At 52.8% G+C, this 19,320-nt stretch carries 18 protein-coding genes; 2 read left to right on the plus strand and 16 right to left on the minus strand.

The window, feature by feature from the left end; translation table 11 throughout:
• Nucleotides 1-49 precede the first annotated feature (49 nt).
• Together BLR97_RS03650 and BLR97_RS03655 are read left to right on the plus strand one after the other, a co-directional pair.
• Nucleotides 50-550: a peptidylprolyl isomerase gene (locus tag BLR97_RS03650; RefSeq protein ID WP_089702587.1), complete on the plus strand. Its 501-nt coding sequence runs from the start codon at nt 50-52 to the stop codon at nt 548-550.
• A gap of 14 nt (nt 551-564) precedes the next feature.
• On the plus strand, nt 565-1,332 hold the full coding sequence (locus tag BLR97_RS03655) for a UDP-2,3-diacylglucosamine diphosphatase (RefSeq protein WP_089702589.1): 768 nt from the start codon (nt 565-567) through the stop codon (nt 1,330-1,332).
• A 113-nt stretch (nt 1,333-1,445) separates the two neighbouring features.
• On the opposite strand, the gene BLR97_RS03660 is transcribed toward BLR97_RS03655, so the two are convergent.
• The 16 genes from BLR97_RS03660 to BLR97_RS03735 form a co-directional block, all read right to left on the minus strand.
• A complete protein-coding gene (locus BLR97_RS03660; protein WP_089702590.1) occupies nt 1,446-3,266 on the minus strand; it encodes a SurA N-terminal domain-containing protein in 1,821 nt (606 codons plus the stop codon).
• A gap of 111 nt (nt 3,267-3,377) precedes the next feature.
• Nucleotides 3,378-3,650: a nucleoid-associated protein HU-beta gene (gene hupB / locus BLR97_RS03665; protein WP_027335814.1), complete on the minus strand. Its 273-nt coding sequence runs from the start codon at nt 3,648-3,650 to the stop codon at nt 3,378-3,380.
• 190 nt (nt 3,651-3,840) lie between these two features.
• The gene (gene lon / locus BLR97_RS03670; RefSeq protein ID WP_089702592.1) at nt 3,841-6,252 is read right to left on the minus strand and encodes an endopeptidase La; all 2,412 of its coding nucleotides are present in this window, start codon (nt 6,250-6,252) and stop codon (nt 3,841-3,843) included.
• A gap of 176 nt (nt 6,253-6,428) precedes the next feature.
• Nucleotides 6,429-7,709 (minus strand): ATP-dependent Clp protease ATP-binding subunit ClpX, encoded by a 1,281-nt coding sequence (gene clpX, locus BLR97_RS03675; RefSeq protein WP_089702594.1) that lies wholly within the window; start codon nt 7,707-7,709, stop codon nt 6,429-6,431.
• Nucleotides 7,710-7,783: 74 nt separating this feature from the next.
• Nucleotides 7,784-8,401 carry an ATP-dependent Clp endopeptidase proteolytic subunit ClpP gene (clpP, locus tag BLR97_RS03680; protein WP_089702596.1) on the minus strand — a complete coding sequence of 206 codons (618 nt, stop codon included), beginning with the start codon at nt 8,399-8,401 and terminating at the stop codon, nt 7,784-7,786.
• A 65-nt stretch (nt 8,402-8,466) separates the two neighbouring features.
• A complete protein-coding gene (gene tig, locus BLR97_RS03685) occupies nt 8,467-9,819 on the minus strand; it encodes a trigger factor (RefSeq protein ID WP_089702599.1) in 1,353 nt (450 codons plus the stop codon).
• A gap of 185 nt (nt 9,820-10,004) precedes the next feature.
• Nucleotides 10,005-10,394, minus strand: coding sequence for a hypothetical protein (locus tag BLR97_RS03690; protein ID WP_089702600.1), 390 nt, complete (start codon nt 10,392-10,394; stop codon nt 10,005-10,007).
• The gene (locus BLR97_RS03695; RefSeq protein WP_089702602.1) at nt 10,394-10,861 is read right to left on the minus strand and encodes a flavodoxin; all 468 of its coding nucleotides are present in this window, start codon (nt 10,859-10,861) and stop codon (nt 10,394-10,396) included. Before BLR97_RS03695 ends, BLR97_RS03690 begins: the two co-directional genes overlap by 1 nt.
• A gap of 213 nt (nt 10,862-11,074) precedes the next feature.
• Nucleotides 11,075-11,377, minus strand: a complete 303-nt coding sequence (locus BLR97_RS03700) for an integration host factor subunit alpha (RefSeq protein WP_089702604.1) — start codon at nt 11,375-11,377, stop codon at nt 11,075-11,077.
• A gap of 59 nt (nt 11,378-11,436) precedes the next feature.
• Nucleotides 11,437-13,818, minus strand: coding sequence for a phenylalanine--tRNA ligase subunit beta (gene pheT, locus BLR97_RS03705; protein ID WP_089702606.1), 2,382 nt, complete (start codon nt 13,816-13,818; stop codon nt 11,437-11,439).
• A gap of 26 nt (nt 13,819-13,844) precedes the next feature.
• Complete coding sequence (gene pheS / locus BLR97_RS03710; protein ID WP_089702608.1) at nt 13,845-14,864, minus strand: phenylalanine--tRNA ligase subunit alpha; 1,020 nt, start codon at nt 14,862-14,864, stop codon at nt 13,845-13,847.
• A 163-nt stretch (nt 14,865-15,027) separates the two neighbouring features.
• Nucleotides 15,028-15,381 carry a 50S ribosomal protein L20 gene (gene rplT / locus BLR97_RS03715; RefSeq protein ID WP_009097607.1) on the minus strand — a complete coding sequence of 118 codons (354 nt, stop codon included), beginning with the start codon at nt 15,379-15,381 and terminating at the stop codon, nt 15,028-15,030.
• 58 nt (nt 15,382-15,439) lie between these two features.
• On the minus strand, nt 15,440-15,634 hold the full coding sequence (rpmI, locus tag BLR97_RS03720; RefSeq protein WP_009724291.1) for a 50S ribosomal protein L35: 195 nt from the start codon (nt 15,632-15,634) through the stop codon (nt 15,440-15,442).
• A gap of 80 nt (nt 15,635-15,714) precedes the next feature.
• The gene (gene infC / locus BLR97_RS03725; protein ID WP_139172891.1) at nt 15,715-16,206 is read right to left on the minus strand and encodes a translation initiation factor IF-3; all 492 of its coding nucleotides are present in this window, start codon (nt 16,204-16,206) and stop codon (nt 15,715-15,717) included.
• Between the two features lie 59 nt (nt 16,207-16,265).
• A complete protein-coding gene (thrS, locus tag BLR97_RS03730) occupies nt 16,266-18,188 on the minus strand; it encodes a threonine--tRNA ligase (protein WP_089702612.1) in 1,923 nt (640 codons plus the stop codon).
• 206 nt (nt 18,189-18,394) lie between these two features.
• Nucleotides 18,395-19,270, minus strand: coding sequence for an OmpA family protein (locus BLR97_RS03735; RefSeq protein ID WP_089702614.1), 876 nt, complete (start codon nt 19,268-19,270; stop codon nt 18,395-18,397).
• Nucleotides 19,271-19,320 lie beyond the last annotated feature (50 nt).

Here is a 19,320-nt window from a genome sequence, read left to right on the forward strand (position 1 = left end):
CCGATGCACAGCGCCAAGGCGAACGCCTTTATTGAACAGGAATTTATCTATGATCGTATTACAGACGAACCACGGAGACATCACGATTGCGCTTAATCATGAAAAAGCGCCCGTCACCGCCGCTAACTTCGAGCAATACGTTCGTGATGGCTTTTACGACGGCACCCTCTTCCATCGCGTCATTGACGGTTTCATGGTTCAGGGTGGCGGGTTTGATCAAGATTTCAATCAAAAGCCTACGCGTGATCCAATCGAAAACGAAGCGGATAACGGCTTAAAAAATACCAAAGGCACCCTGGCAATGGCACGCACCCAGGATCCGCACTCGGCCACTGCTCAGTTTTTTATTAATGTGGGTGATAATAGCTTTCTAGACCACAGTGGTAAAAACCTACAGGGCTGGGGCTATGCGGTTTTTGCTGAAGTCGTCGAGGGCATGGACGTGGTCAATGCCATTCGAGGTGTCAGCACCACGCGCCGTGGCATGCATGCCGATGTGCCCGCAGAGGATGTGATTATCGAGCGCGCTTACATTAAGGAAGCAGAATAGTCCCTAGGAGCCCTATGCGTACTCTGCTGGTAGCTGATATGCACCTGAGTAGCGATACCCCTGAGATTAATCAGGGGTTTTATCGTTACCTAGAACAAACTGCTAAAGGGGCTGATGCCCTGTATATTTTAGGCGACCTGTTTGACGCCTGGATAGGCGATGACCTACTCGATACCCCCCATCCCTTAGCCAGCGTCGCCCAGGAAGTCATCGAGCGATTACATAAGCTTAGTAGCGATGGAACCACTGTTTATTTTATTCACGGCAACCGTGACTTTTTAATAGGTCAGCGTTTCATCGCCGCATGCCAGGCAACACTGTTGTCGGATACCGAAGAAGTCGAGCTCCAGGGGCTTCCTGCGGTGATTCTTCATGGCGATAGTTTGTGCACCCATGATGAAGCTTACATGGCTTTCCGCCAACAATCCCGTGATCATCAATGGCAGGCTCAAATACTTGCGATGCCGCTTGAGCAGCGGTTGGAGTTGGCCAAAAGCCTGCGTATGCAGTCTGGCGATGCCAATGCCAAAAAAGCGGAGGCCATTATGGATGTGACCCACGAAGAAGTCGTCGCCTTAATGGAGAACTGCGGCGTCGCCACCATGATTCATGGGCATACCCATCGACCCAAGGTGCACGACTTAACCGTGGAAGATGTTCCCGCTAAGCGTTTTGTACTGGGCGACTGGGATGAACAACACGGTTGGGACATTGTGATAGAAAAAACCGACCGCGCACCACGATTACGCCAGTTCCCACTGAGCAGCCCACCGTCAGCATAGCCTTTAAGTGGCTTACTTCATCAAAGCCACCCACCGCCATGCGTCAATCACTGTACAAACAAAAAAAGCCGATCAATGTGATCGGCTTTTTTACATGGCGGCAAACCTAGCGGTTAACGCTCAATTTCCGCATCGCTGCGTAGATCATCGATAAGCCCCTGGATGATCGACTGCGCGCGTAATTGCTCCGCCATTCGAGCAACAAAACTTTCGCGCTCTTCATCGGGATCGCCTTTAGTCACCTCGTCCAACGCGAGTAGGGCAACGCCACTGGGCATCGGCGCTGTGCGGTAGGTGCTTTCGCCCTCTTCAGGGGATGGCATCTTAAAGGCAGCCTGAACAATCAATTGCGAAGCAGTCACAGTGTCTTGGCGCCGAACATTATTCGCTTCCAGCCACTCACCGTCGATTGATTCACCGGCTTCCAGCTTAGCCATCATATCTTCAGCCTGCTGTTGTAAGCGCTCTTGCTGCTGCTGGGCACGCACCGCCGAGGCGACCTCATCCCGAACCTCATCTAAGGGTAGCTGGGCTTGCTCACGGTGCTCTGCAACGCGAACCACCAACCGACGATCTTCGTCGAGCTCGATCACTTCACTGTTATAGCCTTCCTCAAGCACATCATCGCTAAAGGCCTGCTCCATGACACCTGGTTCAAACAAGACACTATCGCCTTCATCGCCTCGGGCCAGCCAGTCACTTTCTTGAAGCGATAGTGATAGATCGTCAGCCACACTTTTTAAATCATCGGCGGCAAAGCTCTCATCGATCAGTTGTTGAACCTTTTCGTTGAACTCGTCACTCACTTCATCCATCGCCACGGCTTCACGAAGAGCGTCGCGTTGCTCATCAAACGCGGGGCGGTCAATATCGGTGACTTTAATGATGTGCAAGGCGTTATCCATCTCCACCGCAGAGGAGGTTTCGCCTTCATCGAGCGAGAAAGCGGCTTCGTCAAAGGCCTCACCAAAGAAGCCACGACTGATCATGCCTAGATCACCACCGTCTTCCGCGCTGGCGGTATCGTCCGAGTAGCGTACCGCCGTATCAGCAAAGGATTCGCCATCTTCCAATGCTTGCAGAGCCTCTTGTGCTTGCTGCTGGGCTTCTTCACGGCTACGTTCATCACCGAACGTAATCATGATATGGGCAACACTGCGATCGGCGTTCTGGTTTCGCTCGCGCCACGCCTGACGAAGCGTTTCTTCGTCTACTTCAATACCGCTGGCCATTTCGCGACGATCAATTAATACGTACTCAAGGCGCACTTGCTCGGGCCGCTTAAAACGCTCGGCATTTTCTTGGTAATAGGTTTCAAGCGCGTCTTCGCTAATCTCAACCTCGCCTTCAAGATCATCGGCATCTAATATCAGGTAACGAAAACTACGCTGCTGGCGCTGCAGTTCCGCTAGGCGCTGGCGTTCACTATCCAGCGTGAAATCGCTGAACATGAGGCCCTGCTGCAGTTGTTGTCGCTTAACGTCCACTGCCAGCTCTTCACGAAATGAAAGCGGCGTATAGCCGGCACTGGATAAACGGTTACGGAAAATGTCCGATGAAAACTGTCCGTCCTCGTTTTGAAATTCAGGAATGCCAAGAATCAGTTGATCAACTTGGTCTTCCGATACGTAAAAACCACCCTCTTCGGCGTATTGCGTAAGCAGCTTTTGGGTCACTAGCTCATTTAAGACGTCGCTGCGCAATTGGCGCTCTTGCTCGGGAGGCACTTGCCCTGAACGCATCGCGCGTTGAACTTCCATTTCAACTTGTTGGCGCATGATGGGCTCGCCATTCACGCTGACTTCTTGATTAGGATCGTCGCCAAACAGGCCGAACAAAGATTCCACTCCAAAGAGCGCCATGGCTGCCACCATGACCCCAATAATAATCTTGGCTCCCCAGCTTCTGGATCCATCTCGAATACTTTGCAGCATGTTTGCCTCAGATATACTCAGCTAAACGGGTCGCCCTAACGTGTGGGCTAGAAAATAACATGGGCGCATCGCGGTTGCGATGCGCCCATAGATTATACAAACGCGGACAAATTAGTTAACGGCGTCTTTCAAGGCTTTACCGGCTTTGAAGCTAGGCACTTTTGCCGCACTGATCTGAATTGGCTGACCTGTCTGCGGGTTACGGCCAGTGCGCGCAGCACGTTCTTTAATCGCGAAGGTTCCAAAGCCCACCAGTGAAACGCTATCGCCTTTTTTAAGGCTATCGGTGACAGACTCCACCATGGCATCCAATGCGCGGGTTGCCGCTGCTTTTGGTATATCGGCAGACGCGGCAATGGCTTCAATCAGCTCAGACTTATTCACACTTCACCCCTTGACTGTTTCAAAAAAAATGGCTCTAACGGCATGGTCACCGATGTAATCGACGATCAAAGCATAGCAGCGTTTTATAGCAATGCCTCGAAACGACTGTCAAGCGACCCTGCCCGAATGTGCCCGCCATAACGGCATTGGGCAATGATACAAACAAAATATCGGCGGTTATTCAGCGCTGCTAATGTGTATTGGCAACGGCAGTACTACCGAAAGCTTTATCCGTTTTAGGTAGCGGCGCACCTTCTAAAGGCTCGTCGGCTAACGCCACGGCAAGCACATCGTCAATCCAACGTACCGGGCGAATATCCAATGCTTCCTTGATATTGTCCGGTACCTCTTTGAGATCACGACGATTTTCTTCCGGAATCAAGACTATCTTTATACCACCACGGCGGGCTGCCAGCAATTTCTCCTTTAACCCACCTATCGGCATAACCTCTCCACGCAGGTTCACTTCACCCGTCATCGCCACCTGACACTTTACGGGACGCTGGGTATAGGCCGAGACAATGGCCGTCACCATCGCAACCCCGGCACTGGGCCCATCTTTAGGGGTAGCACCTTCAGGGACGTGAATATGCAGGTCTTCTTTCTCGAAACGCTCGGCATCGATACCGTAGGCCTCTGCCCGAGCACGCACCACGGTTTGCGCGGCACTGACGGACTCTTTCATGACATCGCCCAGCGAACCAGTCTTGTTGATACGTCCTTTGCCAGGCGTTACCACCGACTCGATATTAAGCAACTCGCCACCGACCGATGTCCATGCCAGCCCAGTGACACGGCCAACTTGATCATCTTCCTCGGCAAGCCCGTAACTATAACGCCGCACGCCTGCGTAATGCTCAATATGCTTGGCCGCCAGCAGATTCGGTGGCTGTTCGTCTTCGTTTACCGCAGAAGGCTCTATACGCTCGCGTAACACTTTACGACACACCTTCGCAATTTGGCGCTCCAACTCACGCACGCCTGCTTCACGAGTGTAGTAACGAATAAGCTCCAACAGCGCCTCGTCTTCAAGCGCCAACTCATCATCTTTCAACCCATTGGCTTTCAACTGCTTAGGCAACAGGTACCGTTTAGCAATCGCCAACTTTTCATCTTCGGTGTAGCCAGGCAGTCGGATAATTTCCATGCGATCCAACAAAGGACCCGGAATGTTCATCGAGTTCGCCGTACAGATAAATAGCGTCTCGGACAGGTCATAATCTAGCTCTAAGTAGTGGTCGCTAAAGCTATTGTTCTGCTCAGGATCCAGTACTTCTAAGAGCGCCGAGGCGGGGTCGCCACGATGATCCATGCCTAATTTATCGACTTCATCGAGCAGGAAAAGCGGGTTTTTAACTCCCGCACGGCTCATACGCTGCATCAACTTACCTGGCAATGAGCCAATGTAAGTACGACGGTGCCCGCGTATTTCTGACTCATCGCGCACGCCGCCAAGAGCGAGACGCACGTATTTACGATTGGTCGCTCGCGCAATCGACTGACCTAGCGACGTTTTACCTACCCCAGGCGGTCCGACTAAACACAGCACGGGCCCCTTCATCTTCTTTACGCGCTTTTGTACCGCCAAGTATTCCAAGATGCGCGCTTTTACTTCCTCAAGACCATAGTGGTCTTCATCAAGCACCTGCTGGGCTTTCTGTAAATCGTGCTTAACGCGCGTGCGTTTTTTCCAGGGCACCGCCACCAGCCAGTCCAAGTAGGAACGAACCACGCTTGCTTCAGCTGAATTCGCCGCCATCATTTTGAGCTTATTCAGCTCTTGTGTGGCTTTCTCAGCGGCCTCTTTTGGCATTCCCGACGACTCAATCGCCTGCTCATATTTTTCAGCTTCATTGGGTACATTGTCGAGCTCGCCCATCTCTTTTTGGATGGCTTTCATTTGCTCGTTCAGATAGTACTCACGCTGTGTCTTTTCCATCTGCTCTTTGACACGCGAGCGAATCCGCTTTTCAACCTGCAAAAGGTCAATTTCGGATTCGATCAACGCCATCAAGTGCTCAATGCGATCGCGAACACGATCCATCTCTAGGAGCTCTTGTTTATCGCCAATTTTTAGCGACAAATGGGCGCAGATGGTATCGACCAAACGACTCGGATCCTCAATGCCCGATAACGAGTTAAGGACTTCGTTGGGTACCTTCTTCGACAATTTAACGTATTGCTCAAACTGATTAAGCAATACCCGAACCAATGCCTCTTGTTCACGGGACGTCAGTGGTTGACTTTCGCGGGGGGTGAGATGCGCCTGAGTGTAACCGTCGGCGTGTTCGTCAATACGACTGACATCCGCACGATAATTGCCTTCAATCAGCACTTTCACCGTTCCATCGGGCAGCTTCAACAGCTGCATGATGTCGGCTACTGTCCCAATAGCATAAAGATCGGCGTTGTCGGGCTCGTCTTGAGATGCCTCACGTTGAGCCACTAGCAATACACGTTTATCAGCCTCCATCGCCGCTTCAAGGGCTTGGATAGACTTTTCACGGCCCACAAATAAGGGGATCACCATTTGCGGATAAACCACGACATCGCGCAATGGCAAAAGGGGTAGACACTGTGTCTGTTCGTCGCTCTGCTGCATCGCAGACGTTCCTCGATAAATCAGATAAGTTCTGGGAAGAGAACTGACTACGTTAAAAGTGCGGCTAAGGCAGCGAGTAACGCAGCGCTAAGAATGACAAGGGGCCGCCTAGGCGACCCCTTGACTGGCGCTAACCGCGAAAGCGATAGAAAGCTATGCAATCTTCGGTGATGGGCTTAACCATCAGTACCGTCGACGCGTGCCTCTTCTTGCTGGGAGTAAATCAACAGCGGCTCACTTTCACCGGCAATTACCGAGGCTTCGATCACCACTTTGCTGACACCTTCCAAAGAAGGAATTTCGTACATGGTATCAAGCAATACGGATTCAAGGATCGACCTTAAGCCACGAGCACCGGTTTTACGCTCCATTGCTTTTTCAGCAACAGCGCGAAGCGCATCATCACGGAACTCAAGCGTCACGTTCTCCATTTCAAACAGCTTGGAGTACTGCTTGATCAACGAGTTCTTGGGCTCGGTCAGTATTTCTATCAACGCTTCTTCAGTGAGCTCGGTGAGCGTGGCGATAACCGGTAGACGACCGACGAACTCTGGAATAAGACCAAACTTGACCAGGTCATCTGGTTCGACATCGGCCAGCAACTCACCGACTCCGCGTGAAGATTCCTTGCTCTTCACAGTCGCATTGAAACCGATACCACCCTTTTCAACACGGTCGCGGATAACTTTATCCAGCCCGGCAAATGCCCCGCCGACAATAAACAGCATGTTGGCGGTATTCACCTGCACGAACTCTTGCTGGGGGTGTTTACGACCGCCCTGCGGTGGCACAGACGCTGTCGTGCCCTCGATCAGCTTGAGCAGCGCCTGCTGCACGCCTTCGCCGGATACGTCACGTGTGATGGACGGATTATCGGACTTGCGTGAAATCTTGTCGATTTCGTCGATATAGACAATGCCGCGCTCCGCCTTCTCGACGTCGTAGTCGCACTTCTGCAGTAGCTTTTGGATGATGTTTTCAACATCTTCACCCACGTAGCCTGCTTCCGTCAGGGTAGTCGCGTCAGCAATAGTAAACGGCACGTTCAACAAGCGAGCCATGGTTTCAGCCAGCAGCGTTTTACCACTACCGGTCGGACCAATGAGCAGAATGTTGGATTTACCTAATTCAACGTCACTCTCGCGAACTTCAGATTTCAGTCGCTTGTAATGATTATACACAGCGACAGACAGCACCATTTTGGCGCGGTCTTGCCCGATGACGTAGTCGTCAAGCGTGTAGCGTATTTCGCGAGGCGTAGGTAAACGCTCCTCGTCGCTCTCGGCATCGGCTTCGAGAACTTCCTCGCGAATGATGTCGTTACACAAGTCGACACACTCATCGCAGATATAGACGGACGGGCCAGCAATCAGCTTTCTGACTTCGTTTTGGTTCTTGCCGCAAAACGAGCAGTAAAGCAGTTTGCCGCCTTCGTCTTTGCCTTTGCCGTCGGCCATTCGCGTACCTCTTTCACTGCGGCGGTTAACACCGCCATATAAGCTCGTTGGTAAAGCAGTATCCTGTCACGCTATCAGGATGTAGGCCGCTTATCCAGCACTGCATCAATCAAGCCGTACTCTTGAGCTTTGCTAGAGCTCATAAAGTTGTCGCGATCGGTATCGCGCGCAACGTCTTCGATGTCCTGACCAGTGTGGTGCGCCAAAATCTGATTTAGCTTTTCACGGATACCCAATATCTCTCGGGTATGAATTTCAATATCCGACGCTTGCCCTTGATAGCCACCCAATGGCTGGTGAATCATCAACCGAGAATTGGGCAGACAATAACGCTTGCCAGCAGCACCGGCGGTCAACAGTAGCGCACCCATACTGGCCGCCTGGCCGATGCACACCGTCGAAACATCCGGCTTAACAAACTGCATGGTATCGTAAATCGACATGCCCGCCGTCACTGACCCGCCGGGCGAGTTAATGTAGAGATGGATGTCTTTGTCGGGATTTTCTGACTCAAGAAACAGCAGCTGAGCCACCACCAAGTTGGCGGTATAATCCTCGACCGGACCCACCAAAAAGATGACGCGCTCTTTAAGTAGCCGCGAGTAAATATCGTAGGATCTTTCCCCTTTGGCGCTTTGCTCCACCACCATGGGCACTAAACCGCCGGCGTTTTGAATATCAAACTCACTCATTTAGGTGATTCCTTGCGTCCGATAAGGGAATGGCGCACCCAGCAGGTGCGCCAGCGTCAGGGAGGTTATGCGCTAGTTGCTTCGTCTTCCTCAGCGCCCTCGCCTGCCTCAGCTTGTTGCTGAGCCGCTGCCAGCACTTGCTGGTAGGACATATCAACGTCTTTAACGGTTGCCTGCTCAAGCAATTTATCAACCGCTTTTTCTTCGAGAACGGCAGATTTAACTTGGGTTTTCATCTGCTCGTTGCCCATATAATAGTCAACGACCTCAGAAGGATCCTGATACTGTTCGGCCAGCTCTTCTACCTTTGCCTTGATCTCGTCGTCCGAAGCATCAAGCTCATTCGCTTTGATCACTTCAGCTAACAGCAGACCCACCTGCACACGCCCTTTGGCCTGCTCTTCGAAAAGTTCATTGGGTAGCTGGCTAACGTCGAAATCTTCACCCAGGCCGAACTGTTGCGCGGCCTGACGTTTCATGCCGTCGGTTTCCTGTTGAACCAGCGCGGTCGGCACAGGGATATCGTTGGCTTTTTTCAGCGCATCCATTATTTGCTGCTTAACGCGGTTATCGACTGCTTGGGCAGCTTCACGCGTCATGTTCTTTTTGATTTCAGCGCGGAATTTGGTTTCATCACCGCCTTCAACACCGAATCGTTCAATGAACTCGGCGTCGACTTCGGGTAGCGACTGACGGCTCACTTTGTGAACCTTCACCTGGAAGGAGGCTTCTTTACCCGCCAAATGCTCAGCTTGGTAATCGTCGGGGAAGGTCACCTTGATGGTTTTATCGTCCCCTGCCTTTGCGCCGATCAGTTGCTCTTCAAAACCAGGGATAAAGCTGTTCGAGCCGATCACCAGTTCGTGACCTTCCGCGCTGCCGCCTTCAAACGGCTCATCGCCTATATAGCCTTGGAAATCGATGGTCACTTGGTCGCCGTCTTCAGCGGCCGCATCAACTTCTTCCCACGCGGCATTCTGTTTACGTAGCGTCGCGATCATTTCGTCAACGTCTGCGTCGGTCACCTCAACCACCGGGCGCTCGACTTCGGTACCTTCGATCGAGGCAAGCTCGACCTCCGGATAAACCTCCATCGTCGCGACGAACTCAAAGTCTTTGCCAGCTTCGTTGACGGTTGGCTCAATTTGCGGATAGCCCGCCGGGTTAAAGCCTTCATCAGTGATCGCACGCACGTAGCGTTCACGCATCACTTCGCCAACTACTTCGTTACGTACACTTTCACCGTAACGTTGACGAACCACGGCCATCGGCACTCGCCCTTGGCGAAAACCATTCAAGCGAACGTTCTTCGCCGTTTCTTTTAAGCGAGTATTGACAGCCTCATCGATTTCGCCGGCAGGCACTTGAATCGTGATGCGGCGCTCAATCTGGGAGGTCGTCTCGACGGAAACTTGCATGAATTGTCCTCTAACGGCTGGGCGTTGTGTTGATTGCTGTAAATAAGTCCAAGGGTTAATTTTAAGAACCCTGGCGCACGGTGGCAAGCGCCATGCTCGCAAGATGGGGGCTGAAACGTGAAATACAAGGGAAAAGGGCTGCTTAAAGGGCCGAATCGACATCGACTGAGTGTAAAATAGCGAATTTATGAAGTTTTAGGCTTATCGCTATTGGTCATCCACCACAAACTGATGACATGGGCGATAAGACCAAAGGTGCTGGCATGGGAAATAAATACCTGCCAGCTTATCCAATCGGTGAATAGCGCATGCCAAGCCCCCATCACCAATAGCCCCAACCCCATCATCAGCAGTAGGCGCTTTAACATGCCTGGAAGACAACGACGTCCAGCATCGGATAACAGTCGCCACTGCATAACAGTGGCCACTAGTACGACCACAAACGCCACAAGAATCAACGACAAACGAGTCTCGTTTCCGCCTGCAAGATAACGGGGCAAAGCGGTGAGCATAACCACACACAGGCCCAGAGCACTACTCACCCGTTGAGCCGACGCTGGGTTACCTGGTTGCATTAGCTCCCCACCGCTAACTGTTCGGATTCAAGCCATGACTCGACCCACGGTATGGCAGCATCGTCGGCCATGAACGTCTCCATTGCGTCGACCTCTAAACGCTCCCCCAGGCGTACTGCGCCGAGATCCGCTAGCAGCTCGTCCAACTGACGGCCTGCGCCGCAAAATGTTTCACCGTAGGAGCTGTCACCCAGCGCTATCAACCCATAGGTTAGTGTTGAAAGCGACGGACTCTGCGCCTGCAGATCGCGAACGAAGGGCACAAAGTTACCTGGAAAGTCACCGCTACCCGTTGTGGATACACAAAACAGCACGAGATCAGGCGACGAATCTGTGATGTCGGCGAGCGCTGGCTGTTCTAACACGTCGACATCATAGCCTGCCTGCTCAAACAGAGGTTTGACTTGCTCCGCAACATCCAACGCACCGCCATACATCGTTCCTACTAAAATACTCAGCCGAGGCATTGTGGCTCCCAAAACAAAATCGTGTATCGCCGACAATGTGCCGACCAATACCTGATGAATTTACTCAGATATTAACATGTCCCAGTGAAATGACGCACGCCTGGGATTTTCAACCATCCGATAAACGCTAAAAGCCCCCGCTGACCAACGCCTCATGTCAACGGGGGCTGTTTGAGGCATGTAGCTTGGCTAAACCCTCAGTACGCTTGCTTCTTAAGACGACGAACCTTGATAGTGCTCTACTTGCTGCTTGAGCTTTTGGCCAGGACGAAACGTCACAACACGGCGCGCTGAAATCGGAATTTCCTCACCGGTTTTAGGGTTCCGACCAGGGCGTTCGCGTTTATCGCGCAAATCAAAGTTGCCAAACCCTGACAATTTTACCTGCTCATTCTCCCGCAGGCAGGCACGAATTTCTTCGAAAAAAGCTTCGACCATGGCCTTGGCTTCTCGCTTAGAAAACGACAGCTCGGTGTGTAAGTGCTCCGCTAGCTCTGCTTTGGTCAACGCACCCATAGGACTCCCTCCATGTAGCTCAACCCTTCCAAGACGAGACTGCTCGCGACTTGGTACTGTTAGCCGCGTAGCTCGGCACCTAACTCGACTTGCACCTGTGCCACTATCGACTCAACCAACTCATTGATTTCTTCGTCATTCAGCGTGCGTGAAGGGTGCTGCCAGGTCAACCCCAAGGCAACACTCTTATATCCTTCGGCCACACCTTTACCAGCATAGACATCAAATAGCGTTATGTCTTTTAGGTATTCACCCGCAGCGCCACGCGCAGCGTCCAACAATGCCTGGACAGGGCGGTCGTCAGCCAGCGTAAAGGCAAGATCGCGACGCACTTCAGGAAACCGTGATAGAGGCTCGAAGGCAGGCACCTGACCTTGGCTTAGGCGGTCTAAGCGCACCTCGAACACTACCGCATCCACCTTAAGCCCAAGCGTCGCCCGCACCTGAGGATGCAAGGTGCCAATCCAACCCGCCGGTTTGCCTTCAAACAGCACCTGGGCACTCTGACCGGGGTGCAGGGCAGGATGCTCACCAGGCTCGAAGCGCCACGCCTCGCGATTACCGCCTAGCGCCAGCAAGCTCTCCAGATCCCCCTTTAGATCGTAAAAATCAACGCGCGCCTTGGCACCACTCCACCCTTCTGACTCACGGGAGCCGCACACCAACGCACCCATCATGGGTACTTGGGACAAGCTATCTAACTCACCGTTAAAGACCAGGCCCGTTTCAAAGAGACGAACCCGGGTTTGTTGGCGATTAAGATTATGCTCCATGGCGCGAACCAAGCCGGGCAGCAAGCTAGCGCGCATCACCGACATATCCGCTGAAATGGGGTTAGCAAGTACCGGTGATACGGCATCGGGCAACATGGCCGACTGTAACTCTGGGGCGATAAAGCTATAGGTAATCGCCTCCTGGAACCCACGCGCGACCATCTGGCGGCGCAGCAGCTTCAGCGGAAGCACGGCTTCATCCTCAGCACGCAGCGACAGACGCGCGGCCGGGCGCCGCACCGGCAGATTGTTGTAGCCGTGGATGCGCGCGATTTCTTCAATGAGGTCTTCCTCGATGGCGACATCAAACCGCCAGCTGGGCACGTCCACCTGCCAGTCGCCGTCACCTACCGCCACATCAAAGCCCAGACGCTTGAGGATATCGGCGACATCGTCCTTGTCCAGGCGTTTTGATAGTGCTTTTTCAAGCCGCGCTTCACGCAGGACGACGCGGCGCGGTGCGGGCATTGTCGCGTCACAGCTTGCCTCTACAACGGGACCTGCCTGGCCACCGCAAATATCCAGCAGCAACCGGGTGGCGCGCTCAACCGCCTGCGGCGTCAGTAACGGGTCAACGCCGCGCTCGAAGCGGTGTGACGCATCGGTATGCAAGCCATACGACCGGGCTTGACCGGCAATCGCCAGCGGGCTGAAGAAAGCTGACTCGAGAAAGATCGTCCGGGTGATTTCGCTCACCCCGGATAGCTCCCCCCCCATGATGCCGGCCATGGCAAGCGGGCCGGCCTGATCGGCAATCACCAGCGTTTCAGGACGCAGCGCTACCTGCTGACCATCAAGCAGCGTCAACGACTCTCCCGGACGCGCCATGCGAATCACCATGCTGCCCGTCAGGTTATCCCGGTCAAAGGCGTGCATCGGCTGGCCAAGCTCCAACATCACGTAGTTGGTAATATCAACGACCGGATCAATCGAGCGCACGCCGCTGCGTCGCAAACGTTCCACCATCCAGAGCGGCGTCTCAGCAGTGACGTCAACGTTGCTGATCACACGGCCCAGATAGCGGGGGCATTGATCCGTCGCTTCGATGTCGACGGCAAACGTCTCGTCAATCGTGGCGGGCACCGGCGTTATATCCGGTTCTGTCACCGTCATGCGATTGAGGACTCCCACCTCGCGTGCCATCCCCTTGATGCTGAGACAATCGCCACGGTTAGGAGTGAGGTCGACCTCAATGGTCATATCGTTGAGATTCATGAAGTCGCGAACGTCGAGGCCGACGCGCGCCTCATCCGGCAATTCAAGGATACCGGCTGACGTTTCTTCCTCGAGCCCCAGCTCGGAGGCGGAGCAAATCATGCCCTGAGACTCAACGCCACGCAGCTTGGCTTTCTTGATCTTGAAATCGCCGGGCAAAACACCGCCTACCCGGGCGAAAGGTACCTTCTGGCCAACGGCCACATTGGGTGCACCACACACCACCTGAACCGGTGCGCCACTGCCGTCATCCACCGTGCACACATTGAGCTTATCAGCGTCAGGATGCTGGCCCTTGGTCAGCACCTCGGCCACGACCACAGCGCTAAACGACGCCGCCACTGGTTCGACTGCGTCGACTTCCAGGCCCGCCATGGTGACTTGATCGGCTACCGCTTGGGTATCAAGCTGCGGTGAAATCCATTCACGCAGCCACTGTTCTGAAAATTTCATGCTCGTTCCTGTGTTTGGCAGTGGTCTTAAGCAAACTGGCGCAAGAAGCGCAGATCGTTCTCAAAGAACAGACGCAGATCGTTAACGCCGTACCGGAGCATGGCCAGGCGCTCAGCGCCCATGCCGAACGCAAAGCCCGTAAAGCGTTCGGCATCGATACCCGAGTGCCGAAAGACTTCAGGGTGCACCATGCCGCACCCCATGATTTCTATCCAGCCGCTATGGGAACAGACGCGACAACCAGTGCCACCACACATCACGCACTGAATATCGACTTCGGCAGACGGCTCAGTGAATGGAAAATAAGAAGGACGAAAACGCACCGACAGGTCATCGCGCTCAAAAAAGGCCTGCAGGAAATCTTCTATGGTTCCTTTTAGATCCGCAAAACTGATGTCCTCATCAACCAGCAACCCCTCGACCTGATGAAACATGGGCGTATGGGTCAAATCCGAGTCGCTACGATAGACGCGCCCCGGGCACACAATGCGGATGGGGGGCTCCGTCGTTTTCATGGTACGTACTTGCACAGGCGAGGTGTGCGTGCGCAGCAGACGCGTGGCATCAAAGTAAAACGTATCGGCCATCCCCCGGGCGGGATGGTGCGCAGGAATATTAAGCGCTTCAAAATTATGATAATCGTCTTCTATTTCAGGCCCCACGGCGACATCGAAGCCAATCCGCGTAAACAGCCCTTCAATCCGCTCTAATGTGCGAGTCACCGGATGCAGACCGCCATCAGACTGCGTACGCCCTGGCAAAGTGACATCAATTCGCTCCGCTGCCAGTCGCACATTAAGCGCATCACTCTCGAGCTGCTGACGCTTCGCGTCAATCTCTGCGGCCAGCGTCTGCTTGGCACGATTAATACGCTCACCTGCGGCGGGACGCTCTTCAGCGGACAGCTTGCCCAAGCCCTTAAGCAAAGCAGTCATTTCCCCCTTTTTACCCAAGTAGCGTACGCGCACTTCATCTAACGCAGCGACGTTATGCGCAGCCTGAATGGCGTCGCGAGCTTCAGATACCAGCGCTGGAAGGTGGTCCATCCTGTTTACTCCGAATTAAGCAGTTTCCATCTCAATGATGGCGGGTCACATTATGATTGAAGACCGTGACATAAAAACAGGGGAAGAGCGGCTGCTCTTCCCCTGTATGGGTCACACTAAAATGACCGTGGCATCCACTGGCGCGACTAGCGCCTGATAGAGCTTATTGGGCAGCCTTCGCTTTTTCCACAATCGCAGCAAATGCCGCTTTTTCGTGAACTGCTAAGTCAGCCAATACTTTACGGTCAATTTCAATACCAGCCTTCTTCAGGCCACCAACAAAGCGGCTGTAAGACATGCCGTTAATGCGCGCGCCCGCATTAATACGCTGAATCCACAACGCACGAAACTGGCGCTTGCGGTTGCGGCGGTCACGATAGGCATACTGACCTGCTTTGATGACAGCCTGCTTGGCTACACGAAATACACGCGAACGTGCACCGTAATAACCTTTGGCCTGCTTCAATACTTTTTTATGGCGACGACGGGCAACTACGCCACGCTTAACACGAGTCATAACACACTCCTGACTTTACGACTGAGGCAAAAAGCACTCAGAATAAGAAATTTCGACCTTACAGATTCGGCAGCATGCGCTGGATGAGCGCTTTATCAGACGCGTGGATCTGCTTCATACCACGCAACTGACGCTTACGCTTGGTCGACTTCTTGGTCAAGATGTGGCTACGGAAAGACTGCTTGTGCTTGAAGCCATTCGCTGTCTTTTTGAAGCGCTTTGCAGCACCACTGTTGCTTTTGATTTTCGGCATGAGGATAACTCCGCTCGATGTTTTTTAGAAAATCCAGGGCCTACTACCCCTTGAGGTAGTCCGTTAACTTCGCCGTTGGATCACTTCTTTTTCGGGGCAAGGATCATGATCATTTGGCGGCCTTCCATTTTTGGAAATGACTCCACCGCACCGATCTCTTCCAGGTCTGCCGCGATCCTTTCCATCAGCTTACGGCCGATATCTTGGTGCGCCATTTCACGACCACGGAAGCGCAATGTGACCTTACCCTTGTCACCACCTTCTAAAAAGCGCGTCAGGTTTTTAAGCTTGACCTGATAATCGCCCTCGTCGGTGCCAGGCCGGAATTTAACTTCCTTGACCTGAATTTGCTTCTGCTTTTTCTTTTGAGCCGCTTTTTGCTTTTTCTGCTCAAAAACGAATTTGCCGTAATCCATAATCTTACAGACAATGGGATCGGCATTCGAAATTTGCACGAGATCCAAACCGGCCGATTGAGCACGCTCTAATGCTTCGGTGGTGGGCACAACACCCAACTGCTCACCGTCGCTATCAATAAGACGCACTTCTTCTTCGGTAATTCGCTCGTTCATTGGTGGGCGTTTGTCTGCTGGACGCCCGCGCTGGTTGCTTCTCTTGATCGCTCGTCTCCTTAGGCAATTGACGATGTCGCCAGGGCTGCTCGCTCTGCACTAAAACGTTCGATGAATTCATCGACCGTCATAATGCCGAGATCTTCGCCGCTGCGAGTTCGCACGGCCACTGAGTCAGCGTCTACTTCTTTATCTCCTACCACCAGAAGATAAGGAACTTTCTGTAACGTATGCTCACGGATTTTAAAGCCGATTTTCTCGTTCCTCAAGTCCGCTTTAGCCCGCATCGCATTTTTTTGCAAACGTTGCTCTAAAGCAAGGGCATAATCACGCTGCGAATCGGTAATCGTCATGATAACAACTTGCTGCGGTGCTAACCACAACGGCATGGCACCTGCATAATGCTCAATCAAAATTCCTAAAAAGCGCTCAAAGGAACCTAAAATCGCACGATGCAGCATTACCGGGGTTTTACGAGCCCCGTCTTCAGCTACGTATTGTGCCCCGAGCCGACCTGGCAAATTAAAATCGAGCTGTAGCGTACCACATTGCCACACGCGATTCAGGCAATCACGCAGCGCGAACTCAATTTTCGGGCCATAAAACGCCCCTTCACCTGGCTGCAAGTCCCACTCAAGCCCCGTGGCATTTAGCGCAGCTTCTAAGCCTTGCTCGGCCTGATCCCAAACATCGGCCTCGCCTAGAAAGTCGTCGGGCCGCGTGGATAGCTTAAGTTCCACATCCTCAAAGCCAAGTGTTTTATACACTTGAAGTGTTAGCGCAATGAACGCTTCCGCTTCAGCCTGGATCTGGCTTTCAGTACAGAAAATATGTGCATCGTCTTGGGTAAAGCCACGAACTCGCATGAGACCGTGCAACGAACCAGAGGGCTCATTACGGTGGCAGCTACCGAATTCCGCCAAACGTAGCGGTAAATCACGATAACTTTTGAGACCTTGATTAAACACCTGTACGTGGCACGGGCAGTTCATCGGTTTAACGGCGTACTCACGTTTTTCCGATTCTGTCGTAAACATCAGTTCGTTATAGTGGCCCCAGTGGCCTGATTTTTTCCAAAGGGATAGGTCTACTACCTGGGGCGTTTTAATTTCTTGATAACCATGTTCACGCTGAATCCGGCGCATGTAGTCTTCCAGCGCCTGATACATAGTCCAGCCGTTTGGATGCCAAAACACCATACCCGGTGCTTCTTCTTGCAGATGGAACAGATCCATCTTGCGGGCTAATTTACGGTGATCGCGTTTTTCCGCTTCTTCAAGGCGCTTAAGATAGGCTTTAAGCTGTTTTTTGTCTGCCCAGGCCGTTCCATAAATTCGTGTCAGCATAGGATTTGCTGCATCACCACGCCAATAGGCACCGGCCAACTTGGTCAGCTTAAATGCTTTAAGGTGACGGGTATTGGGCACGTGAGGGCCGCGACACATATCCGTGTATTCTTCATGATGGTACAACCGGATGGAGGCACCCTCAGGAATATCTCGTACAATTTCTTGCTTGTAGGGCTCTTCACGATGCAGGAACGTCAGCATCGCTTGATCGCGGTCGACGTACTCGCGAACAACGTCATACTCGTGATCAATGAGTGCTTTCATACGGGCTTCAATCGCGTCCAGATCGTCAGACGACACTGAGCCGCCAAATTCGATATCGTAATAAAAGCCGTCTTCGATTACCGGGCCGATGGCCATCTTGGCATCTGGATATAGCTGTTTTACCGCGTGACCAATCAAATGGGCACAGGAATGCCGAATGATCTCAAGGCCTTCAGCATCACGGGCGGTGATGATCGCCACTTGAGCATCTTTTTCGATAAGATCCGCCGCATCAACCAAGACATTATCAATTTTCCCGGCAACGCAGGCCTTGGCCAAACCAGGGCCAATGGACTCTGCCAATTGCATTATGGAAAGCGGCGCATCAAACGTTTTTTGGCTGCCGTCAGGCAGTGTCACAATTGGCATGCAAAATTTCCTTGAGCGCAGTGGTGATCCATACCAAGGATCACATTTCGCTATCAATGGTGTAGAGGTTAATTGATCACTAATAAGCGGGTAAGGCTAACAGATGTCAGCCACCGCATAAATAAAAAAACGGAGGGCATAAGCCCCCCGTTTGATTTATTAAACGTACTTTAAGTCATTCAGAAAAAGACGTTTAACGATCTTTCTTAGTTCCACTCATCCAGCTCTACACGACGGTTTTCTGCGCGACCTGCTTCAGTATCGTTGGTGGCAATTGGCTGCTCTTCACCAAAGCCTTCAGCCATCATGCGGTTAGCATCAACGCCACGTGAGGCGAGGTAGCTGGTCACAGATTCAGCACGAGCTTGTGAAAGATCCATGTTGTACTGGTTAGAACCGACCGAATCAGTATGACCCTCAATGCGAACACGAACGCCGGGGTTGTTAACCAGACGTTCAGCCACACCATTCAGTACGTTGCGCGCTTCAGAGGTCAACTGAGCAGAATCGAACTCAAAGTTCACTTCCTGCAGTACGACGCTGTCAGGGCAACCTAATGAGTTAACTTCTACACCGGCCGGTGTGTTGGGACACTGATCACGGTAGTCCGGCACGCCGTCATTGTCTGAATCTAACGGGCAACCGTCCGCATTTACCTCAACACCAGCAGGCGTACCTGGGCACTGGTCGCGGAAATCGGGCACACCGTCGTTATCAGAATCTAACGGACAACCTTCAGCATCGACAGCCGCACCGGCTGGGATTTCGCCAGCATAACCAGGACACTGCGGCGTCTCAGGCGCGGGCGTGCTATCGGCGCAAAGCATGCTACCGATGGTTGCCCCCGCTGTTGCACCAATAGCTGCACCAGTATCTTCATCAGAGCTGCTGCTGCTCGCATAACCGATGCTGCCGCCAATGACACTGCCAGCCAGGCCGCAAACAAAAGGATGCTGGTACCAGCTGCGATCTCCACTGCTCATCTGGCTTTGACCAGAAGACTGAGAGGCAGAGCTGGCACAGCCAGAAAGGCCCACTACCAGAGCGGAACCGATTAGCAAACCAGTCGTTGATTTATTCATACAAGACTCCTTCTTGATCCATTGCTGACATGGCCATTAGTGACCACGTC

This window comes from Vreelandella arcis, assembly GCF_900103865.1.
In the GTDB taxonomy this organism is placed as follows: domain Bacteria; phylum Pseudomonadota; class Gammaproteobacteria; order Pseudomonadales; family Halomonadaceae; genus Vreelandella; species Vreelandella arcis.